Raw genomic sequence first — 16119 nt, 5'->3', positions numbered from 1 at the left:
CGGAATGGTCAAGGAGGCTCTCGAAGGCCCCCGCGAAGACCGTTTTCGCACCTCGGCAGCACCTCGGCAGTACCTCTCAGCACCAAGAACAGCTGCGAATCCGTGACCTGGTGCCCGCATTCCGGATCCCTCACGGGCATGCCGAAGGCCCCCGCACGCGCGTGCGGGGGCCTTCGGGCGTTCGGACCGGGTCAGGCGGCGACGACCGCCGCACGGACCTCGTCGGCGAAGCGGACCGACGCCTCGCGCAGGGCGGCGACCGAGGGGCCCGCCTTCAGCACGGCCCGGCTGACGTTCGGGACGACGTTGCGCGCGGCCGCGCCGAAGACGCCGGGCAGATCCGCCGGGGTCGCGCCCTGGGCACCGATGCCCGGGGCGAGGAGCGGACCGTTGATGTCCAGGTCGTACGAGGACAGGTCCCCGAGCGTCGCCCCGACGACGGCGCCGAAGGAGCCCATGGGCGTCTCACCGGCGTTCTCCTCGGCGAGGTGGGCGAGCATCGTCGCGCCCACGTTGCGCCCGTCGGCGCGGACGGCGTGCTGGACCTCGCCGCCCTCTGGGTTCGAGGTGAGGGCGAGGACGAAGAGCCCGGCGCCGGACTCGCGGGCCAGGTCGACGGCCGGCTTCAGGGACCCGTAGCCGAGGTACGGCGAGACGGTCAGGGCGTCCGAGAAGAGCGGGGAGTCCTTGTGCAGGAAGGTCTCCGCGTACGCGGCCATGGTGGAGCCGATGTCGCCGCGCTTGGCGTCCATGACGACGAGCGTGCCGGCGGCGCGCAGATCCGCGACGGCGCGCTCCAGGACGGCGACGCCGCGCGAGCCGAAGCGCTCGAAGAACGCCGACTGCGGCTTGACGACGGCGACGGTGTCGGCGAGCGCCTCGACGGAGATCCGCGTGAAGCGCTCCAGGCCGTCGATGTCGTCGTTCAGACCCCACGCCGACAGCAGCGCCGCGTGCGGGTCGATGCCGACGCACAGGGGGCCGCGCTCGTCCATGGCGCGGCGCAGGCGGGCACCGAAGGGTTCGAGAACCGTCATGCGTGGGCCTTCTTCACGTCGGCGCCGACGGCGTCGGCGAGGGTGGCGTACGGCGAGGTGTTCAGGCGGGCGGCGAGGCCCTTGTGGACGGCGCGGGCGTAGAACGGCCCTTCGTAGATGAAGGCGCTGTAGCCCTGGACGAGGGTGGCACCGGCGAGGATGCGCTGCCAGGCGTCCTCGGCGTTCTCGATGCCGCCGACGCCCACCAGGGTGATCCGGTCGCCCACGCGCGCGTAGAGGCGCCTGAGGACCTCCAGGGAGCGTGCCTTGAGGGGCGCGCCGGACAGGCCGCCAGTCTCCTTCACGAGGGACGGGTCGGAGGTCAGGCCGAGGCCGTCGCGCGCGATGGTGGTGTTCGTGGCGATGATCCCGTCGAGGCCGAGCTCCACCGCCAGGTCGGCGACGGCGTCCACGTCCTCGTCGGCCAGGTCGGGCGCGATCTTCACCAGGAGGGGGACGCGGCGCGAGGTGACGGTGCGGTCGGCGGCCTCGCGCACGGCGGTCAGGAGCGGGCGCAGCGCCTCGGTGGCCTGGAGGTTGCGCAGGCCGGGCGTGTTCGGCGAGGAGACGTTCACGACGAGATAGTCGGCGTGGGCGGCGAGCCGCTCGGTCGACTTCACGTAGTCGCCGGCCGCCTCCTCCTCGGGGACGACCTTGGTCTTGCCGATGTTCACGCCGACGGTAGCCCTGAAAGCGGGCTTGCGGGCCGCCAGGCGCTCCGCCACGGCCGCGGAGCCCTCGTTGTTGAAGCCCATGCGGTTGATCAGCGCGCGGTCCGGCACGAGGCGGAACAGGCGCTTCTTGGGGTTGCCGGGCTGCGGCTCGCCCGTGACGGTGCCGATCTCGATGTGGTCGAAGCCGAGCATCGTCATGCCGTCGATCGCGACGGCGTTCTTGTCGAAGCCGGCGGCGAGCCCGAAGGGGCCGTGCATGCGCAGGCCGAGGGCCTCCGTGCGCAGCTCCTTGTGACGGGGCGCGAGCACGGCCGCGACGAACGTGCGGAGCACGGGGACGCGGGCCGCCAGGCGGATCCAGCGGAAGGCCAGGTAGTGGGCCTTCTCCGGGTCCATGCGCTTGAAGACGAGGTTGAAGAACAGTTTGTACATCGTGGGTGTCCTCACACAGAGGGGGACACCGTTTCCGATGTCCCCCTCAGTGGGCTGCTAGTCGCGGGCCGCGGTCAGGTGTTCCGCGTGTTCCTGGAGTGAACGGACGCCCACGTCACCGTGGTTGAGGGCGTCGATGCCCTGCACGGCGGCCGCGAGGGCCTGCACCGTGGTCAGGCACGGGACGCTGCGCGCCACCGCCGCCGTACGGATCTCGTAGCCGTCGAGACGGCCGCCCGTGCCGTACGGGGTGTTGACGATGAGGTCGACCAGGCCGTCGTGGATGAGCTGGACGATCGTCTTCTCGCCGTTCGGGCCCTCGCCCTCGCTGAGCTTGCGCACGACCGTGGCGTTGATGCCGTTGCGGCGCAGCACCTCGGCGGTGCCGGACGTGGCGAGCAGCTCGAAGCCGTGTGCGACGAGCTCGCGCGCCGGGAAGATCATCGTGCGCTTGTCCCGGTTGGCGACCGAGATGAACGCGCGGCCCTTCGTCGGCAGCGGGCCGTACGCACCGGCCTGCGACTTGGCGTACGCCGTGCCGAAGACCGAGTCGATGCCCATGACCTCGCCCGTGGAGCGCATCTCCGGGCCGAGGACGGTGTCCACGCCGCGGCCCTGGATGTCGCGGAAGCGGCTCCACGGCATCACGGCCTCCTTGACGGAGATCGGCGCGTCCAGCGGCAGGGTGCCGCCGTCGCCGGTCTTCGGGAGCAGGCCCTCCGCGCGCAGCTCGGCCACGGTCGCGCCGAGCGAGATGCGCGCGGCGGCCTTGGCGAGCGGCACCGCGGTCGCCTTCGAGGTGAAGGGGACGGTGCGCGAGGCACGCGGGTTCGCCTCGAGGACGTACAGGATGTCGCCGGCCATGGCGAACTGGATGTTGATCAGGCCGCGGACGCCGACGCCCTTGGCGATGGCCTCGGTCGAAGCGCGCAGGCGCTTGATGTCGAAGCCGCCCAGGGTGATCGGGGGCAGGGCGCACGCCGAGTCGCCGGAGTGGATACCGGCCTCCTCGATGTGCTCCATGACCCCGCCGAGGTAGAGCTCGTGACCGTCGTAGAGCGCGTCCACGTCGATCTCGATCGCGTCGTCGAGGAAGCGGTCGACGAGGACGGGGCGGGACGGGGAGATCTCCGTGGACTCCTCGATGTACGAGGCGAGGCGGGTCTCGTCGTACACGATCTCCATGCCGCGGCCGCCGAGGACGTACGACGGGCGGACGAGGACCGGGTAGCCGATCTCGTCGGCGATGGCCTTGGCCTCGGAGAAGGTGGTCGCCGTGCCGTGCTTGGGCGCGGGCAGTCCGGCCTCGGCGAGGACGCGGCCGAAGGCGCCGCGGTCCTCGGCGGCGTGGATGGCCTCGGGCGAGGTGCCCACGACCGGTACGCCGTTGTCCTTGAGCGCCTGCGACAGGCCCAGCGGGGTCTGGCCGCCGAGCTGGACGACGACGCCCGCGATCGGGCCCGCGAGGGACTCCGCGTGGACGATCTCCAGGACGTCCTCGAGCGTCAGCGGCTCGAAGTACAGGCGGTCGGAGGTGTCGTAGTCCGTGGACACGGTCTCCGGGTTGCAGTTGACCATCACGGTCTCGTAGCCGGCCTCGCTCAGGGCGAAGGAGGCGTGGACGCAGGAGTAGTCGAACTCGATGCCCTGGCCGATGCGGTTCGGACCGGAGCCCAGGATGATCACCGCGGGCTTGGTGCGCGGCGCGACCTCCGTCTCCTCGTCGTACGAGGAGTAGAAGTACGGGGTCTTCGCGGCGAACTCGGCGGCGCAGGTGTCGACCGTCTTGTAGACGGGGCGGACGCCGAGCGCGTGCCTGACCTCGCGGACGACGTCCTCGCGCAGGCCGCGGATCTCGGCGATCTGGGCGTCGGAGAAGCCGTGCCGCTTGGCCTCGGCGATCAGGTCGACGTCGAGGCGCTCGGCGGCGGCCAGCTCGTCGGCGAGCTCCTTGATGAGGAAGAGCTGGTCGACGAACCAGGGGTCGATCTTCGTGTACTCGAAGACCTCTTCCTGGGAGGCGCCGGCGCGGATGGCCTGCATGACGGTATTGATGCGGCCGTCGGTCGGGCGGACGGCCTCGGCCAGGAGCTCGGCCTTGTCGCCGGGCTCGCCGACGAAGGTGAACTGGCTGCCCTTCTTCTCCAGGGAGCGCAGCGCCTTCTGGAGTGCCTCCGTGAAGTTGCGGCCGATCGCCATGGCCTCGCCCACCGACTTCATGGTGGTGGTGAGGGTGGAGTCGGCGGACGGGAACTTCTCGAAGGCGAAGCGCGGGGCCTTCACGACCACGTAGTCGAGCGTCGGCTCGAAGGAGGCCGGCGTCTTCTCGGTGATGTCGTTCGGGATCTCGTCGAGCGTGTAGCCGACGGCCAGCTTGGCGGCGATCTTCGCGATCGGGAAGCCGGTGGCCTTGGAGGCGAGCGCCGAGGAGCGGGAGACGCGGGGGTTCATCTCGATGACGATGATCCGGCCGTCGTCGGGGTTGATCGCGAACTGGATGTTGCAGCCGCCGGTGTCGACGCCGACTTCGCGGATGATCGCGATGCCGATGTCGCGCAGGCGCTGGTACTCGCGGTCGGTGAGGGTCATCGACGGGGCGACGGTGATCGAGTCACCGGTGTGGACGCCCATCGGGTCGAAGTTCTCGATGGAGCAGACGACCACGACGTTGTCGTTCTTGTCGCGCATCAGCTCCAGCTCGTACTCCTTCCAGCCGAGGATGGACTCCTCCAGGAGCACCTCGGTGGTGGGAGACAGGGTCAGGCCCTGGCCGGCGATGCGGCGCAGCTCCTCCTCGTCGTGCGCGAAGCCGGAGCCGGCGCCGCCCATGGTGAAGGAGGGGCGGACGACGACGGGGTAGCCGCCGAGGGTGTCGACGCCCTTGAGCACGTCGTCCATGGAGTGGCAGATGACCGAGCGGGCGGACTCGCCGTGCCCGATCTTCTTGCGGACCTCTTCCACGACGCCCTTGAAGAGGTCGCGGTCCTCGCCCTTGTTGATCGCCTCGACGTTGGCGCCGATGAGCTCGACGCCGTACTTCTCGAGGACGCCCTGCTCGTGCATGGAGATCGCGGTGTTGAGCGCGGTCTGGCCACCGAGGGTCGGCAGGAGCGCGTCGGGGCGCTCCTTGGCGATGATCTTCTCGACGAACTCGGGGGTGATCGGCTCGACGTACGTGGCGTCGGCGATCTCCGGGTCGGTCATGATCGTCGCCGGGTTGGAGTTCACGAGGATGACCCGCAGGCCCTCGGCGCGCAGGATGCGGCAGGCCTGGGTGCCCGAGTAGTCGAACTCGGCGGCCTGGCCGATGACGATCGGTCCGGAACCGATGACCAGGACGGACTGGATATCGGTGCGCTTAGGCACGCTGGCCCTCCATGAGCTCTACGAAGCGGTCGAACAGGTAGGCCGCGTCGTGCGGGCCCGCCGCTGCCTCGGGGTGGTACTGGACGCTGAAGGCCGGCTGGTCGAGGAGGTGCAGACCCTCGACGACCTGGTCGTTCAGGCAGACGTGGGAGACCTCGGCGCGGCCGAAGGGGGTGTCGGAGACCTTGTCGAGCGGGGCGTCGACGGCGAATCCGTGGTTGTGCGCGGTGACCTCGACCTTGCCGGTCGTGCGGTCCTGCACCGGCTGGTTGATGCCGCGGTGGCCGTACTTCAGCTTGTAGGTGCCGAAGCCGAGGGCGCGGCCGAGGATCTGGTTGCCGAAGCAGATGCCGAACAGCGGGGTCTTGCGGGAGAGGACCTCACGCATGACCGCGACGGGGCCGTCGGCGGTGGCCGGGTCGCCCGGGCCGTTGGAGAAGAACACGCCGTCCGGCCGGACGGCGTAGATGTCCTCGGCCGTGGCCGTCGCCGGCAGCACGTGCACCTCGATGCCGCGCTCGGCCATCCGGTGCGGGGTCATGCCCTTGATGCCGAGGTCGACGGCGGCGACGGTGAAGCGCTTCTCACCGATCGCGGGGACGACGTACGCCTCCTTGGTGGCGACCTCGGCGGCGAGGTTCGCGCCCTTCATCTCGGGCGCCTGGCGCACCTCGGCGAGCATCGTGCCGTCGTCGGGCAGTGCGTTGCCGGAGAAGATGCCGACGCGCATGGCGCCGCGCTCACGCAGATGGCGGGTGAGGGCGCGGGTGTCGACGCCGCTGATGCCGACGACGCCCTGCTTGCGCAGCTCCTCGTCGAGGGAGCGGCGCGAGCGCCAGTTGGAGGGGACGCGCGCGGGGTCCCGCACGACGTAACCCGCGACCCAGATCTGCTTCGACTCGGGGTCCTCGTCGTTCACGCCGGTGTTGCCGACGTGCGGGGCGGTCATCACGACGACCTGGCGGTGGTACGACGGGTCGGTCAGCGTCTCCTGGTAACCGGTCATGCCGGTGTTGAACACCGCCTCGCCGAAGGTCTCCCCCACGGCCCCGTAGGCGCGGCCGCGGAAGATGCGGCCGTCCTCCAGGACGAGTACGGCGGGAGCGTTGGCGGCTCCCCGGGTGGAGGTCGTCATCGTGCGGTGCCTTCCGTCGTGATGGTCGTGCTGTTCATGCTGCTGCTGTTGTCTGCACTGTTTGTGCTGTTCGTATCGATCATGTTGTTGAGGGTCTCGACCCACTCGGCCTGCTCCGCCGCGTGGTCGGAGCGGAAGCCGGAGTCGATCAGCTTGTCCCCGTGCCCCCAGGTGACGATCAGAAGACCGCCCTCCGTGAGGACCTTGCCGGCGATGCCCTTGTCGAGCCGGGCCTCGCGCAGCTGTGCGGCGGGGATGAAGAAGTCCGTGGCTCCGGGGCGTACGACGTCCAGACCCGCGTCCGTGAGCGTGAGCTCGACGCGGCTGCGGGTGCCGAGGCCGTGCGCCACGATGCGGTCGAGCCACTGCCCCGCCGTCGTGGAGCCGTGGTACCGGCCGCTCAGCTCAAGTCTGGCCGGACCCGGCGCGGACGGCGCGGCGAGGAGCGGCGGCAGGTCGCCCTGGAGCGTGCCGCGCCACTTCCACCCCTGGCGCATCAGCCAGTAGACGAGCGCGATGAAGAGGAGCAGTCCGACGATCCAGCCGATCCGGTCGGGCCAGTCCGTCACGTCCGCCGACTTCCGTTCGGCGGCGAGCACTGCCAGTGGTTGCGTCAGTCGTGTCACGCGAGCTTCCCGTCGACGAGCGTGGCCTTGCCCCGCAGCCACGTGTGCGTGACGCGCCCGGGCAGCTCACGCCCCTCGTAGGGCGTGTTGCGGCTGCGCGAGGCGAAGCCGGCGGGGTCCACGGCTCCACGGTAATCGGCGTCGACCAGGACGAGGTTCGCGGGCTCACCTGCCGAGACGGGCCGTCCGTGGCCGTCGGCCCGGCCGATCTGCGCGGGCTTGACGGACATGCGGTCGGCCACGCCGGCCCAGTCGAGCAGCCCGGTCTCGACCATCGTCTGCTGCACGACGGACAGGGCGGTCTCGAGCCCGACCATGCCCATGGCGGCCGCGGCCCACTCGCAGTCCTTGTCCTCGTGCGGGTGCGGGGCGTGGTCGGTGGCGACGATGTCGATCGTGCCGTCGGCGAGCGCCTCGCGCAGGGCCATGACGTCGCGCTCGGTGCGCAGCGGCGGGTTGACCTTGTAGACGGGGTTGTACGTGCGCACCATCTCGTCGGTGAGGAGCAGGTGGTGCGGGGTGACCTCGGCGGTCACGTCGATGCCGCGGGACTTGGCCCAGCGCACGATCTCGACGCTGCCGGCCGTGGACAGGTGGCAGATGTGCACGCGGGAGCCGACGTGCTCGGCGAGCAGCACATCGCGGGCGATGATCGACTCCTCGGCGACGGCGGGCCAGCCGCCGAGTCCGAGCTCGGCCGAGACGATGCCCTCGTTCATCTGGGCGCCCTCGGTGAGGCGGGGCTCCTGCGCGTGCTGGGCGACGACGCCGCCGAAGGCCTTCACGTACTCCAGGGCGCGGCGCATGATCACCGCGTCGTCGACGCACTTGCCGTCGTCGGAGAAGACGGTGACGCCGGCGGCGGAGTCGTGCATGGCGCCGAGCTCGGCGAGCTTCTTGCCCTCCAGGCCGACGGTGACGGCGCCGATGGGCTGCACGTCGCAGTAGCCGGACTCCTGGCCGAGCCGGTAGACCTGCTCGACGACACCGGCGGTGTCGGCGACCGGGAAGGTGTTGGCCATGGCGAACACGGCGGTGTAGCCACCGGAGGCGGCGGCCCGGGTGCCGGTGAGCACGGTCTCGGAGTCCTCGCGGCCCGGCTCGCGCAGGTGGGTGTGCAGGTCGACGAGGCCCGGCAGGAGGACCTTGCCGCCGGCCTCGACGACCTCGGCGCCCTCGGCGGACAGGCCGGTGCCGACCGCCTCGATGACGGCGCCGTCGATCAGGACGTCCTGCTGCTCGCCGCCGAGCACCTTCGCACCACGGATAAGGATCTTGCTCATGGTTCTTACTTCTCCTCGGTACGGGTGTGGGTGACGGCGGGCTCGTTGCCGCCCAGAAGCAGGTACAGGACGGCCATGCGGATGGAGACGCCGTTGGCGACCTGCTCGATGACCGTGCAGCGGTCGGAGTCGGCGACCTCGGCGGTGATCTCCATGCCGCGGACCATCGGGCCCGGGTGCATCACGATGGCGTGCTCGGGCATCTTCGCCATGCGGTCGCCGTCCAGGCCGTAGCGCCGCGAGTACTCGCGCTCGGTCGGGAAGAAGGCGGCGTTCATCCGCTCGCGCTGGACGCGCAGCATCATCACGGCGTCGGACTTCGGCAGGGTGCTGTCGAGGTCGTACGAGACCTCGCAGGGCCAGGTCTCGACGCCGACCGGGACGAGGGTGGGCGGGGCGACGAGGGTGACCTCGGCGCCGAGGGTGTGCAGCAGGTCGACGTTCGAGCGGGCCACGCGGCTGTGCAGGACGTCCCCGACGAGCGTGATGCGCTTGCCCTCGAGGTCCTTGCCGAGTCCGGCGTCGCGGCCGACGAGGCGGCGGCGCATCGTGAACGCGTCGAGGAGCGCCTGCGTGGGGTGCTGGTGGGTACCGTCGCCCGCGTTGATGACCGGGGCGTCGATCCAGCCCGAGGTGGCGAGGCGGTAGGGCGCGCCGGAGGCTCCGTGCCGGATGACGACGGCGTCGACGCCCATCGCCTCCAGGGTCTGGGCGGTGTCCTTGAGGGACTCGCCCTTGGAGACGCTGGATCCCTTGGCGGCGAAGTTGATGACGTCCGCGGAGAGACGCTTCTCGGCGGCCTCGAACGAGATCCGGGTGCGGGTCGAGTCCTCGAAGAAGAGGTTGCAGATCGTGCGGCCGCGCAGGGCGGGCAGCTTCTTGATCGGCCGGTCGGCGACCCGGGCCATCTCCTCGGCGGTGTCGAGGATGAGGACGGCGTCGTCGCGGGTGAGGTCGGCGGCCGAGATGAGGTGTCGCATCATCGGGGAGGCTCCGTAGGAAAGTTCAGGAGTATTCGGGCATACGGGCGCGCGGCGGCACCCTCAGGGTCGGGCTGAGGGTGGCTACTGCTCGCCGGCCGGAGCGGTCCGCTTGGCGCCGAGCAGCACGGAGTCGCGTCCGTCCTCCTCGGCGAGCTGGACCTTGACCGTCTCCCGCAGCGACGTGGGGAGGTTCTTGCCGACGTAGTCGGCGCGAATGGGGAGTTCGCGGTGGCCGCGGTCGACGAGGACCGCGAGCTGCACGGCGCGGGGCCGCCCGATGTCGTTCAGGGCGTCAAGGGCGGCGCGGATGGTGCGACCGGAGAAGAGCACGTCGTCGACGAGGACGACGAGGCGGCCGTCGATGCCGTCGGCGGGGATCTCCGTGCGGGCCAGCGCGCGCGGCGGGTGCATGCGCAGGTCGTCGCGGTACATGGTGATGTCGAGGGAGCCGACCGGGATCTTCTGTCCGGTGATCTCTTCGAGCTTGTCCGCGAGCCGGCGGGCCAGGAAGACGCCGCGGGTGGGAATGCCCAGGAGCACGACGTCTTCGGCGCCCTTGGCGCGCTCGACGATCTCGTGAGCGATGCGGGTCAGTACCCGCGCGATGTCGGGACCCTCGAGTACGGGGCGTGCCTCATCGGAGCTGCTGATGTCCATAAAAAACGGACCCCCTTCTCCGCCTCACGGGACGGACCTTAAAGGACGTCGGATTTGCGCCGTCAACGCTACCAGGCCCGCAACGCCACCAATCACCCCCCTGGAGGTGCGAGACACGCCGTTCCGGGGGATGGTCGGAAGCGGACCACTCGGCTTGACGCAGCCAAGTAACGCTGCGTAACCTCACAGTGAGTTACCAGCCACGCGGCGGAGCCGCACGTTGATACAGCGTCCGGGAGCTATATGTCCAGCGAATACGCCAAACAGCTCGGGGCCAAGCTCCGCGCCATCCGCACCCAGCAGGGCCTTTCCCTCCACGGTGTCGAGGAGAAGTCCCAGGGACGCTGGAAGGCGGTCGTGGTCGGTTCGTACGAGCGCGGCGACCGTGCCGTGACCGTGCAGCGCCTCGCGGAGCTGGCGGACTTCTACGGGGTGCCGGTGCAGGAACTCCTGCCGGGCACCACGCCGGGCGGTGCGGCCGAGCCGCCGCCGAAGCTCGTTCTCGATCTGGAGCGCCTGGCCCACGTCCCGCCGGAGAAGGCGGGCCCCCTGCAGCGCTACGCGGCGACGATCCAGTCCCAGCGCGGCGACTACAACGGCAAGGTCCTGTCGATCCGCCAGGACGACCTGCGCACTCTCGCCGTCATCTACGACCAGTCGCCCTCGGTCCTCACCGAGCAGCTCATCAGCTGGGGCGTCCTGGACGCCGACGCGCGTCGCGCTGTCGCTCACGACGACCTCTGACAGACAGAAGTCGGCAGAAACGTCACGCCGCAGGGGCGGGCCGCTTTTCGCGGCCCGCCCCTGCGGCGTTCTCGTGCCCTGTCGCCCGTGTCCTACAGCCGCCCGCGGTCCGGCGGTCCCGGAATCCCGGAAAAGCGCCCGACCCGAAAAGCGTCAGGCCCGGAAAAGCGTCAGGCCCGGAGCGGAACACTTGACCAGTGTTCCGCTCCGGGCCTGACGGCTGTCGCTGCCTGCCTGCTACGCCTCGTCGCGGCGCAGCGTCGGCTTCAGGTCCTTGAAGCGGCCCAGAAGCCCGTTGACGAAGGCCGGGGAGTCGTCCGTGGAGAACTCCTTGGCGAGCTGCACGGCCTCGTCGAGCACCACGGCGTCCGGGGTGTCGTCGACCCAGACGAGCTCGTAGGCGCCCAGGCGCAGGATGTTGCGGTCGACGACCGGCATCCTGTCCAGGGTCCACCCGACGGCGTACTGCGAGATGAGCTCGTCGATACGCGCGGTCTGGCGCGCGTATCCCTCGACCAGCTCCATCGTGTACTCGCTGACCGGCGGCTGCCGGGTGTCGGACCGGGAGAGCCGGATCCAGTCCGCGAGGACCGTCTGGACGTCGACTCCGCGCTGGTCTGCCTCGAAAAGGATCTGGAAGGCGCGCTTGCGGGCCGTGTTGCGAGCAGCCACGGTTAGCTGTTCACCCGGCCGAGGTAGTCGCTCGTGCGGGTGTCGACCTTGATCTTCTCGCCGGTCGTGATGAAGAGCGGCACCTGGATCTGGTGGCCGGTCTCCAGCGTGGCGGGCTTGGTGCCACCGGTGGAGCGGTCGCCCTGGACACCGGGCTCGGTCTCCTGGACGACGAGCTCGACGGCGGCCGGCAGCTCGACGAAGAGCACCTCGCCCTCGTGCTGCGCAACCGTGGCGGTGAAGCCCTCGATCAGGAAGTTGGCGGCGTCACCGACGGACTTGCGGTCGACCATGAGCTGGTCGTACGTGTCCATGTCCATGAAGACGAAGTACTCGCCGTCCATGTACGAGAACTGCATGTCGCGCTTGTCGATCGTGGCCGTCTCGACCTTGACGCCGGCGTTGAAGGTCTTGTCGACGACCTTGCCGGAGAGCACGTTCTTGAGCTTGGTGCGCACAAAGGCAGGGCCCTTGCCGGGCTTGACGTGCTGGAACTCGACGACGGACCAGAGCTGGCCCCCGTCGAGCTTGAGCACCAGGCCGTTCTTGAGGTCGTTCGTGGAAGCCACGGTTGCGGAATCTCCTGGACTGACGATGGACGACCCCGGGGGCGCGCGCCGTTACAGCGCGAGCAGCTCCTTGGTCGTAATGGTGAGTAGCTCGGGTCCGCCGTCCGCCTCGGGGCGCACGACGAGCGTGTCATCGATCCGGACACCGCCCCGGCCCGGGAGGTGGACCCCCGGTTCGACGGTGACCGGCACACAAAGGTCCAGTTTACCCATGGCCGCGGGGGCCAACTGCGGCTCCTCGTCGATTTCGAGTCCCACACCGTGTCCGGTGAGCTGTGAGAGGCCGTCCTCGTACCCCGCGGAGTCCAGTACGTGGCGTGCCGCGCGGTCCACCTCACGGCACTCGGCGCCGGGCACGAGGCTCTCCCGGCCGGCCCTCTGGGCTGCGAAGACCAGGTCGTACAGGTCGATCTGCCAGTCGGCGGGCGAGGTTCCGATGACGAACGTACGGCCGATCTCGCAGCGGTATCCGCGGTAGGCGGCGCCGAGGCAGACCGAGAGGAAGTCGCCCTCCTCGACGCGGCGATCGGTGGGGCGGTGGGCGCCGCGGCCCGAGTTCGGCCCGGTGCCGACGGAGGTCGGGAAGGCGGGGCCATCGGCGCCGTGGTCGACCAGACGGCGCTCCAGTTCCAGGGCGAGATGGCGTTCGGTGCGGCCGACGAGGATCGATTCGAGCAGTTCACCGAGGGCCTGGTCGGCGATCTCGGCGGCGATGCGCAGACAGGAGATCTCTTCCTCGTCCTTGACGAGCCGCAGTTGCTCCACGGCGCCGCCCAGGTCGGCGAGGCGCAGCCGGGGTGCCACGGAGCCGAGCGCCCGGTGCCTGGCCACGGTCAGATGGTGTTCCTCCACGGCCAGCGAATCCGCCCCCAGGGAGAGCGCGACGCCGGCGGCCGCGACGGCGGGATCCCCGCCGGGCGCATCGAGCACCTGGACGCGCAGCGACTCGTCGGGGTGTCCCTCCGCGGGCTGCTCGCCGGGCGGCAGCCGGCACATCAGGACGTCGTCCTGGGCGTCGGGGCCCTTCCCCAGCAGGAGGACGGCGCCGTCGGGCGCCGCGCCCGCGAGATAGCGAACGTTGGCGGGGCGCGAGACGAGGACGGCCGCACTGCCGCCCGCCGCAGCGCGCTCCCTCAGCCGGTCCCTGCGGGCCGCGTACACCTCTGACATGATTCGAGCGTACGAGCGGCGGGGGAACGCGGCCCGGTCAGCGCGTCCGGACGGGCGGCGAGGAGGCCGGTGCAGGGGGCGGTCCGGCGGGCCGGGGACCCGCTACCACTGGGGCGGGCTCGCGATCGAGCGGGCGAGCACGTCGTCCAGGACCCGGGCCGTGGTGGGCACGTCCATCTGGGAGTTGTCGATGATGGGCAGGCCCGAGCCGTACCAGCCGGCCATGCGGCCGTGGATGCGGGCGACCTCCTCATCCGTGAGGCGGCGGTTCCCGCTGCGCTCCGCGTTGCGCTCGAGGACGATCTCCAGGCCGGGGAGCAGCACCACGGGCAGCAGGCCGGGGCCCACGTGCCGCTTCCAGCCGCCGAGGCCCACGACCGGACGGTCCGGGAAGACGGCGTCGTCGAGGACGCACGAGATGCCGTTGGCCAGGAAGTTGCGCGCGGCGAAGCCGCAGGTGCGGCGGGCGAGGCGGTACTGGGCCTCGGAGTGGTCGTTCCACCCCGACTGCGGGTCGGCGAAGCCGGAGCGCACCCACTCGCGTACGTCGTCGAGGCTGATGTGGGCCGTGGGGACGCGGCGCTGGTCCGCCCAGTACTTGGCGACACTCGTCTTGCCCGCGCCGGCGGGGCCGATGAGCAGGACGGCGAGCGTCGTGGCCGTGGCGTCGGCGGTGCCGGCCGCGGGCGGCGGGCTCGGCATGGCGACGGGGCCGCCGGGCGGAAGCTGCACATGGCCCGTGGTGTCCCGCGAGGGGGGCGGGGCGTGCTGAGGGACGCCGGGATTCGGGTGCTGACCCTGAGGCGGGCTGTGCGGGGCCTGCGGATGCGGGGCGGGTTGGGGCGGCGCGGGCGCCGGAGCGTGCGGCGCGGGTGCGTGCGGGGCCGGGCCCGAGGGGCCGGGAGGGCCAGCGAAGCCCGGGGCGGGCGGTGGCGGACCCGCCGGTCCGGGACCCGGGTGGGCGCCCGGGTGATGCGCGGCCTGGGACCAGCCTGCGGCCGGTCCGTGCCCCGGCTGAGGGGGCGGCGGCAGCGGCGAACCCACTGCGTGCTGCATCCGGTGCGACTCCGTCTCGTACAGGCAACTGGCGCCGGCGAACAAGGCGCTACCGAACGGTACCTTCCCCGGCCGCCGTTGTGTGAACGGCCGGGGAGGTCGCGAAGTGCCCGAAGGCGGGAGCTATTCGGCCACTTCGCCGTACGCCGCGAGGAGCACGGCCGGGTCGGGTCCTTCGAGGACCGTCGGCTTGGCGAGGCCGTCGAGGACGATGAACCGCAGCAGGTTGCCACGGGACTTCTTGTCGACCTTCATGTTCTCCAGAAGCTTGGGCCACTGGTCGTAGCGGTAGCTCAGGGGCAGCCCGACCGACTCGAGGACGGTGCGGTGCCGGTCGGCGGTCGCGTCGTCCAGGCGTCCGGCGAGACGGCCGAGTTCGGCGGCGAAGTGCATGCCGACGGAGACGGCGGCGCCGTGCCGCCACTTGTAGCGCTCGTTCTTCTCGATGGCGTGCGCGAGGGTGTGCCCGTAGTTGAGGATCTCGCGCAGACCCGACTCCTTGAGGTCGCCGGAGACGACCTCGGCCTTGACCTTGATGGAGCGCTCGATGAGCTCGGCGGTGTGCGGGCCCTGCGGGGAACGCGCCGCCTCGGGGTCGGACTCGATCAGGTCGAGGATCGCCGGGTCGGCGATGAAGCCGGCCTTGATGATCTCCGCGAGGCCGGACACGAAGTCGTTGACCGGCAGCGAGTCGAGGGCCGCGAGGTCGCAGAGGACGCCGGCCGGCGGGTGGAACGACCCCACGAGGTTCTTGCCCTCGGCGGTGTTGATGCCGGTCTTGCCGCCGACGGCCGCGTCCACCATGCCGAGCACCGTGGTCGGCACGGCGATCCAGCGCACCCCGCGCAGCCAGGTCGCGGCCACGAACCCGGCGAGGTCCGTGGTGGCGCCGCCGCCCACGCCGACGATGACGTCGGTGCGGGTGAAGCCGGACTGGCCGAGCGCCTTCCAGCAGTAGGCGGCGACCTCGGCGGTCTTGGCCTCCTCGGCGTTGGGCACCTGGATGGCGACGACCTCGAAGCCCTGGTCGGCGAGGTCGCCGCGCAGCGCCTCACCGGTCTCGGCGAGCGCCTCGGGGTGGATGATCGCGACGCGCTGGGCGGACTCGCCGATCAGACCGCCGAGCTCGCCGAGGAGCTGACGTCCGACGAGGACCTCGTACGGGTCGGTGCCCGCCGTGCCGCCGACCTGGATCCGGGTCACCTGCTGCTCGGTCATGCCTTCTTCAACTCCAGAGCGTCGAGGACCGCGCGGGCGACCTCTTCGGGGGTGCGGTCGTCGGTGGGTACGACGACGCGGGCGACTTCGGTGTACAGGTGACGGCGGGCTTCCATCAGCTCGCGCCACTGGCGGCGCGGGTTGACGGCGAGCAGCGGACGGGCCGTGTTGAGGCCGGTCCGCTTGACCGCCTCCTCGACGTCCATCGACAGATAGACGACGGGGAGTGAAGCCAGCAGCGCGCGCGTCGACTCGTCGAGGATCGCTCCGCCGCCGAGCGCGAGCACACCCTGGTGCTCGGCGACGGCTTCGCGCACGGCCTGCCGTTCGAGTTCGCGGAAGTGGGGCTCGCCCTCGTCCACGAAGATGTCCGCGATGGAGCGGCCCTGGGCCGCCACGATGTCCGCGTCGGTGTCCCGGTAGGGGGAGCCCAGCCACTCGGCGAGCAGCTCCCCCACCGTGGACTTGCCGACGCCCATGGGGCCGACGAGTACGAC

The 16119-nt window shown here is 70.8% G+C and carries 15 protein-coding genes; 1 reads left to right on the top strand and 14 read right to left on the bottom strand.

Features of this window, described 5'->3' with window-relative positions; genetic code table 11:
* Positions 1-191: 191 nt before the first annotated feature.
* The 8 genes from pyrF to pyrR all read right to left on the bottom strand — a co-directional run bounded on the left by pyrF (position 192) and on the right by pyrR (position 10193).
* Positions 192-1037: an orotidine-5'-phosphate decarboxylase gene (gene pyrF, locus ACFC96_RS24625; RefSeq protein WP_266668356.1), complete on the bottom strand. Its 846-nt coding sequence runs from the start codon at positions 1035-1037 to the stop codon at positions 192-194.
* Positions 1034-2143: a quinone-dependent dihydroorotate dehydrogenase gene (locus ACFC96_RS24620; RefSeq protein WP_376257463.1), complete on the bottom strand. Its 1110-nt coding sequence runs from the start codon at positions 2141-2143 to the stop codon at positions 1034-1036. The genes pyrF and ACFC96_RS24620 overlap by 4 nt, the downstream gene beginning before the upstream one ends.
* A 57-nt stretch (positions 2144-2200) precedes the next feature.
* Positions 2201-5509, bottom strand: a complete 3309-nt coding sequence (gene carB / locus ACFC96_RS24615; RefSeq protein WP_376257461.1) for a carbamoyl-phosphate synthase large subunit — start codon at positions 5507-5509, stop codon at positions 2201-2203.
* Positions 5502-6644, bottom strand: a complete 1143-nt coding sequence (gene carA / locus ACFC96_RS24610) for a glutamine-hydrolyzing carbamoyl-phosphate synthase small subunit (RefSeq protein ID WP_376257459.1) — start codon at positions 6642-6644, stop codon at positions 5502-5504. Before carA ends, carB begins: the two co-directional genes overlap by 8 nt.
* Positions 6641-7261, bottom strand: coding sequence for a hypothetical protein (locus tag ACFC96_RS24605; RefSeq protein ID WP_376614185.1), 621 nt, complete (start codon positions 7259-7261; stop codon positions 6641-6643). The genes carA and ACFC96_RS24605 overlap by 4 nt, the downstream gene beginning before the upstream one ends.
* Before the next feature lie 5 nt (positions 7262-7266).
* Complete coding sequence (locus ACFC96_RS24600; protein WP_376257457.1) at positions 7267-8553, bottom strand: dihydroorotase; 1287 nt, start codon at positions 8551-8553, stop codon at positions 7267-7269.
* Between the two features lie 5 nt (positions 8554-8558).
* Positions 8559-9536 carry an aspartate carbamoyltransferase catalytic subunit gene (locus tag ACFC96_RS24595; RefSeq protein ID WP_100597419.1) on the bottom strand — a complete coding sequence of 326 codons (978 nt, stop codon included), beginning with the start codon at positions 9534-9536 and terminating at the stop codon, positions 8559-8561.
* A gap of 81 nt (positions 9537-9617) precedes the next feature.
* A complete protein-coding gene (gene pyrR / locus ACFC96_RS24590) occupies positions 9618-10193 on the bottom strand; it encodes a bifunctional pyr operon transcriptional regulator/uracil phosphoribosyltransferase PyrR (protein WP_116503417.1) in 576 nt (191 codons plus the stop codon).
* A gap of 243 nt (positions 10194-10436) precedes the next feature.
* Here pyrR and bldD point away from each other — a divergent pair, with 243 nt between their 5' ends.
* The gene (bldD, locus tag ACFC96_RS24585; protein WP_100597417.1) at positions 10437-10937 is read left to right on the top strand and encodes a transcriptional regulator BldD; all 501 of its coding nucleotides are present in this window, start codon (positions 10437-10439) and stop codon (positions 10935-10937) included.
* A 237-nt stretch (positions 10938-11174) separates the two neighbouring features.
* Here bldD and nusB read toward each other — a convergent pair whose 3' ends face one another.
* The 6 genes from nusB to ACFC96_RS24555 all read right to left on the bottom strand — a co-directional run bounded on the left by nusB (position 11175) and on the right by ACFC96_RS24555 (position 16101).
* Complete coding sequence (nusB, locus tag ACFC96_RS24580) at positions 11175-11609, bottom strand: transcription antitermination factor NusB (protein ID WP_376257455.1); 435 nt, start codon at positions 11607-11609, stop codon at positions 11175-11177.
* Positions 11610-11611: 2 nt separating this feature from the next.
* Positions 11612-12178 carry an elongation factor P gene (gene efp / locus ACFC96_RS24575; protein ID WP_376257453.1) on the bottom strand — a complete coding sequence of 189 codons (567 nt, stop codon included), beginning with the start codon at positions 12176-12178 and terminating at the stop codon, positions 11612-11614.
* 51 nt (positions 12179-12229) lie between these two features.
* On the bottom strand, positions 12230-13348 hold the full coding sequence (locus ACFC96_RS24570) for an aminopeptidase P family protein (protein WP_376614102.1): 1119 nt from the start codon (positions 13346-13348) through the stop codon (positions 12230-12232).
* A 102-nt stretch (positions 13349-13450) separates the two neighbouring features.
* A complete protein-coding gene (locus tag ACFC96_RS24565) occupies positions 13451-14404 on the bottom strand; it encodes a Pro-rich N-terminal domain-containing protein (RefSeq protein WP_376614100.1) in 954 nt (317 codons plus the stop codon).
* Between the two features lie 123 nt (positions 14405-14527).
* Complete coding sequence (gene aroB, locus ACFC96_RS24560) at positions 14528-15622, bottom strand: 3-dehydroquinate synthase (RefSeq protein WP_266668377.1); 1095 nt, start codon at positions 15620-15622, stop codon at positions 14528-14530.
* On the bottom strand, positions 15619-16101 hold the full coding sequence (locus ACFC96_RS24555) for a shikimate kinase (RefSeq protein WP_376257611.1): 483 nt from the start codon (positions 16099-16101) through the stop codon (positions 15619-15621). Before ACFC96_RS24555 ends, aroB begins: the two co-directional genes overlap by 4 nt.
* Between the last annotated feature and the right edge of the window lie 18 nt (positions 16102-16119).

Source organism: Streptomyces sp. NPDC055955, assembly GCF_042270245.1.
Lineage (GTDB): Bacteria > Actinomycetota > Actinomycetes > Streptomycetales > Streptomycetaceae > Streptomyces.
Note: the sequence above shows the minus strand (reverse complement) of the source record. Positions and strands in the feature narration are given on the sequence as shown.

Bases quoted from the DNA above. Each gene is read 5' to 3' on its own strand.
- pyrF (WP_266668356.1), bottom strand. From the start codon at position 1,037: ATGACGGTTCTCGAACCCTTCGGTGCCCGCCTGCGCCGCGCCATGGAC.
- ACFC96_RS24620 (WP_376257463.1), bottom strand. From the start codon at position 2,143: ATGTACAAACTGTTCTTCAACCTCGTCTTCAAGCGCATGGACCCGGAG.
- carA (WP_376257459.1), bottom strand. From the start codon at position 6,644: ATGACGACCTCCACCCGGGGAGCCGCCAACGCTCCCGCCGTACTCGTC.
- ACFC96_RS24600 (WP_376257457.1), bottom strand. From the start codon at position 8,553: ATGAGCAAGATCCTTATCCGTGGTGCGAAGGTGCTCGGCGGCGAGCAG.
- ACFC96_RS24595 (WP_100597419.1), bottom strand. From the start codon at position 9,536: ATGATGCGACACCTCATCTCGGCCGCCGACCTCACCCGCGACGACGCC.
- pyrR (WP_116503417.1), bottom strand. From the start codon at position 10,193: ATGGACATCAGCAGCTCCGATGAGGCACGCCCCGTACTCGAGGGTCCC.
- bldD (WP_100597417.1), top strand. From the start codon at position 10,437: ATGTCCAGCGAATACGCCAAACAGCTCGGGGCCAAGCTCCGCGCCATC.
- ACFC96_RS24570 (WP_376614102.1), bottom strand. From the start codon at position 13,348: ATGTCAGAGGTGTACGCGGCCCGCAGGGACCGGCTGAGGGAGCGCGCT.
- ACFC96_RS24565 (WP_376614100.1), bottom strand. From the start codon at position 14,404: ATGCAGCACGCAGTGGGTTCGCCGCTGCCGCCGCCCCCTCAGCCGGGG.
- aroB (WP_266668377.1), bottom strand. From the start codon at position 15,622: ATGACCGAGCAGCAGGTGACCCGGATCCAGGTCGGCGGCACGGCGGGC.
- ACFC96_RS24555 (WP_376257611.1), bottom strand. From the start codon at position 16,101: ATGGGCGTCGGCAAGTCCACGGTGGGGGAGCTGCTCGCCGAGTGGCTG.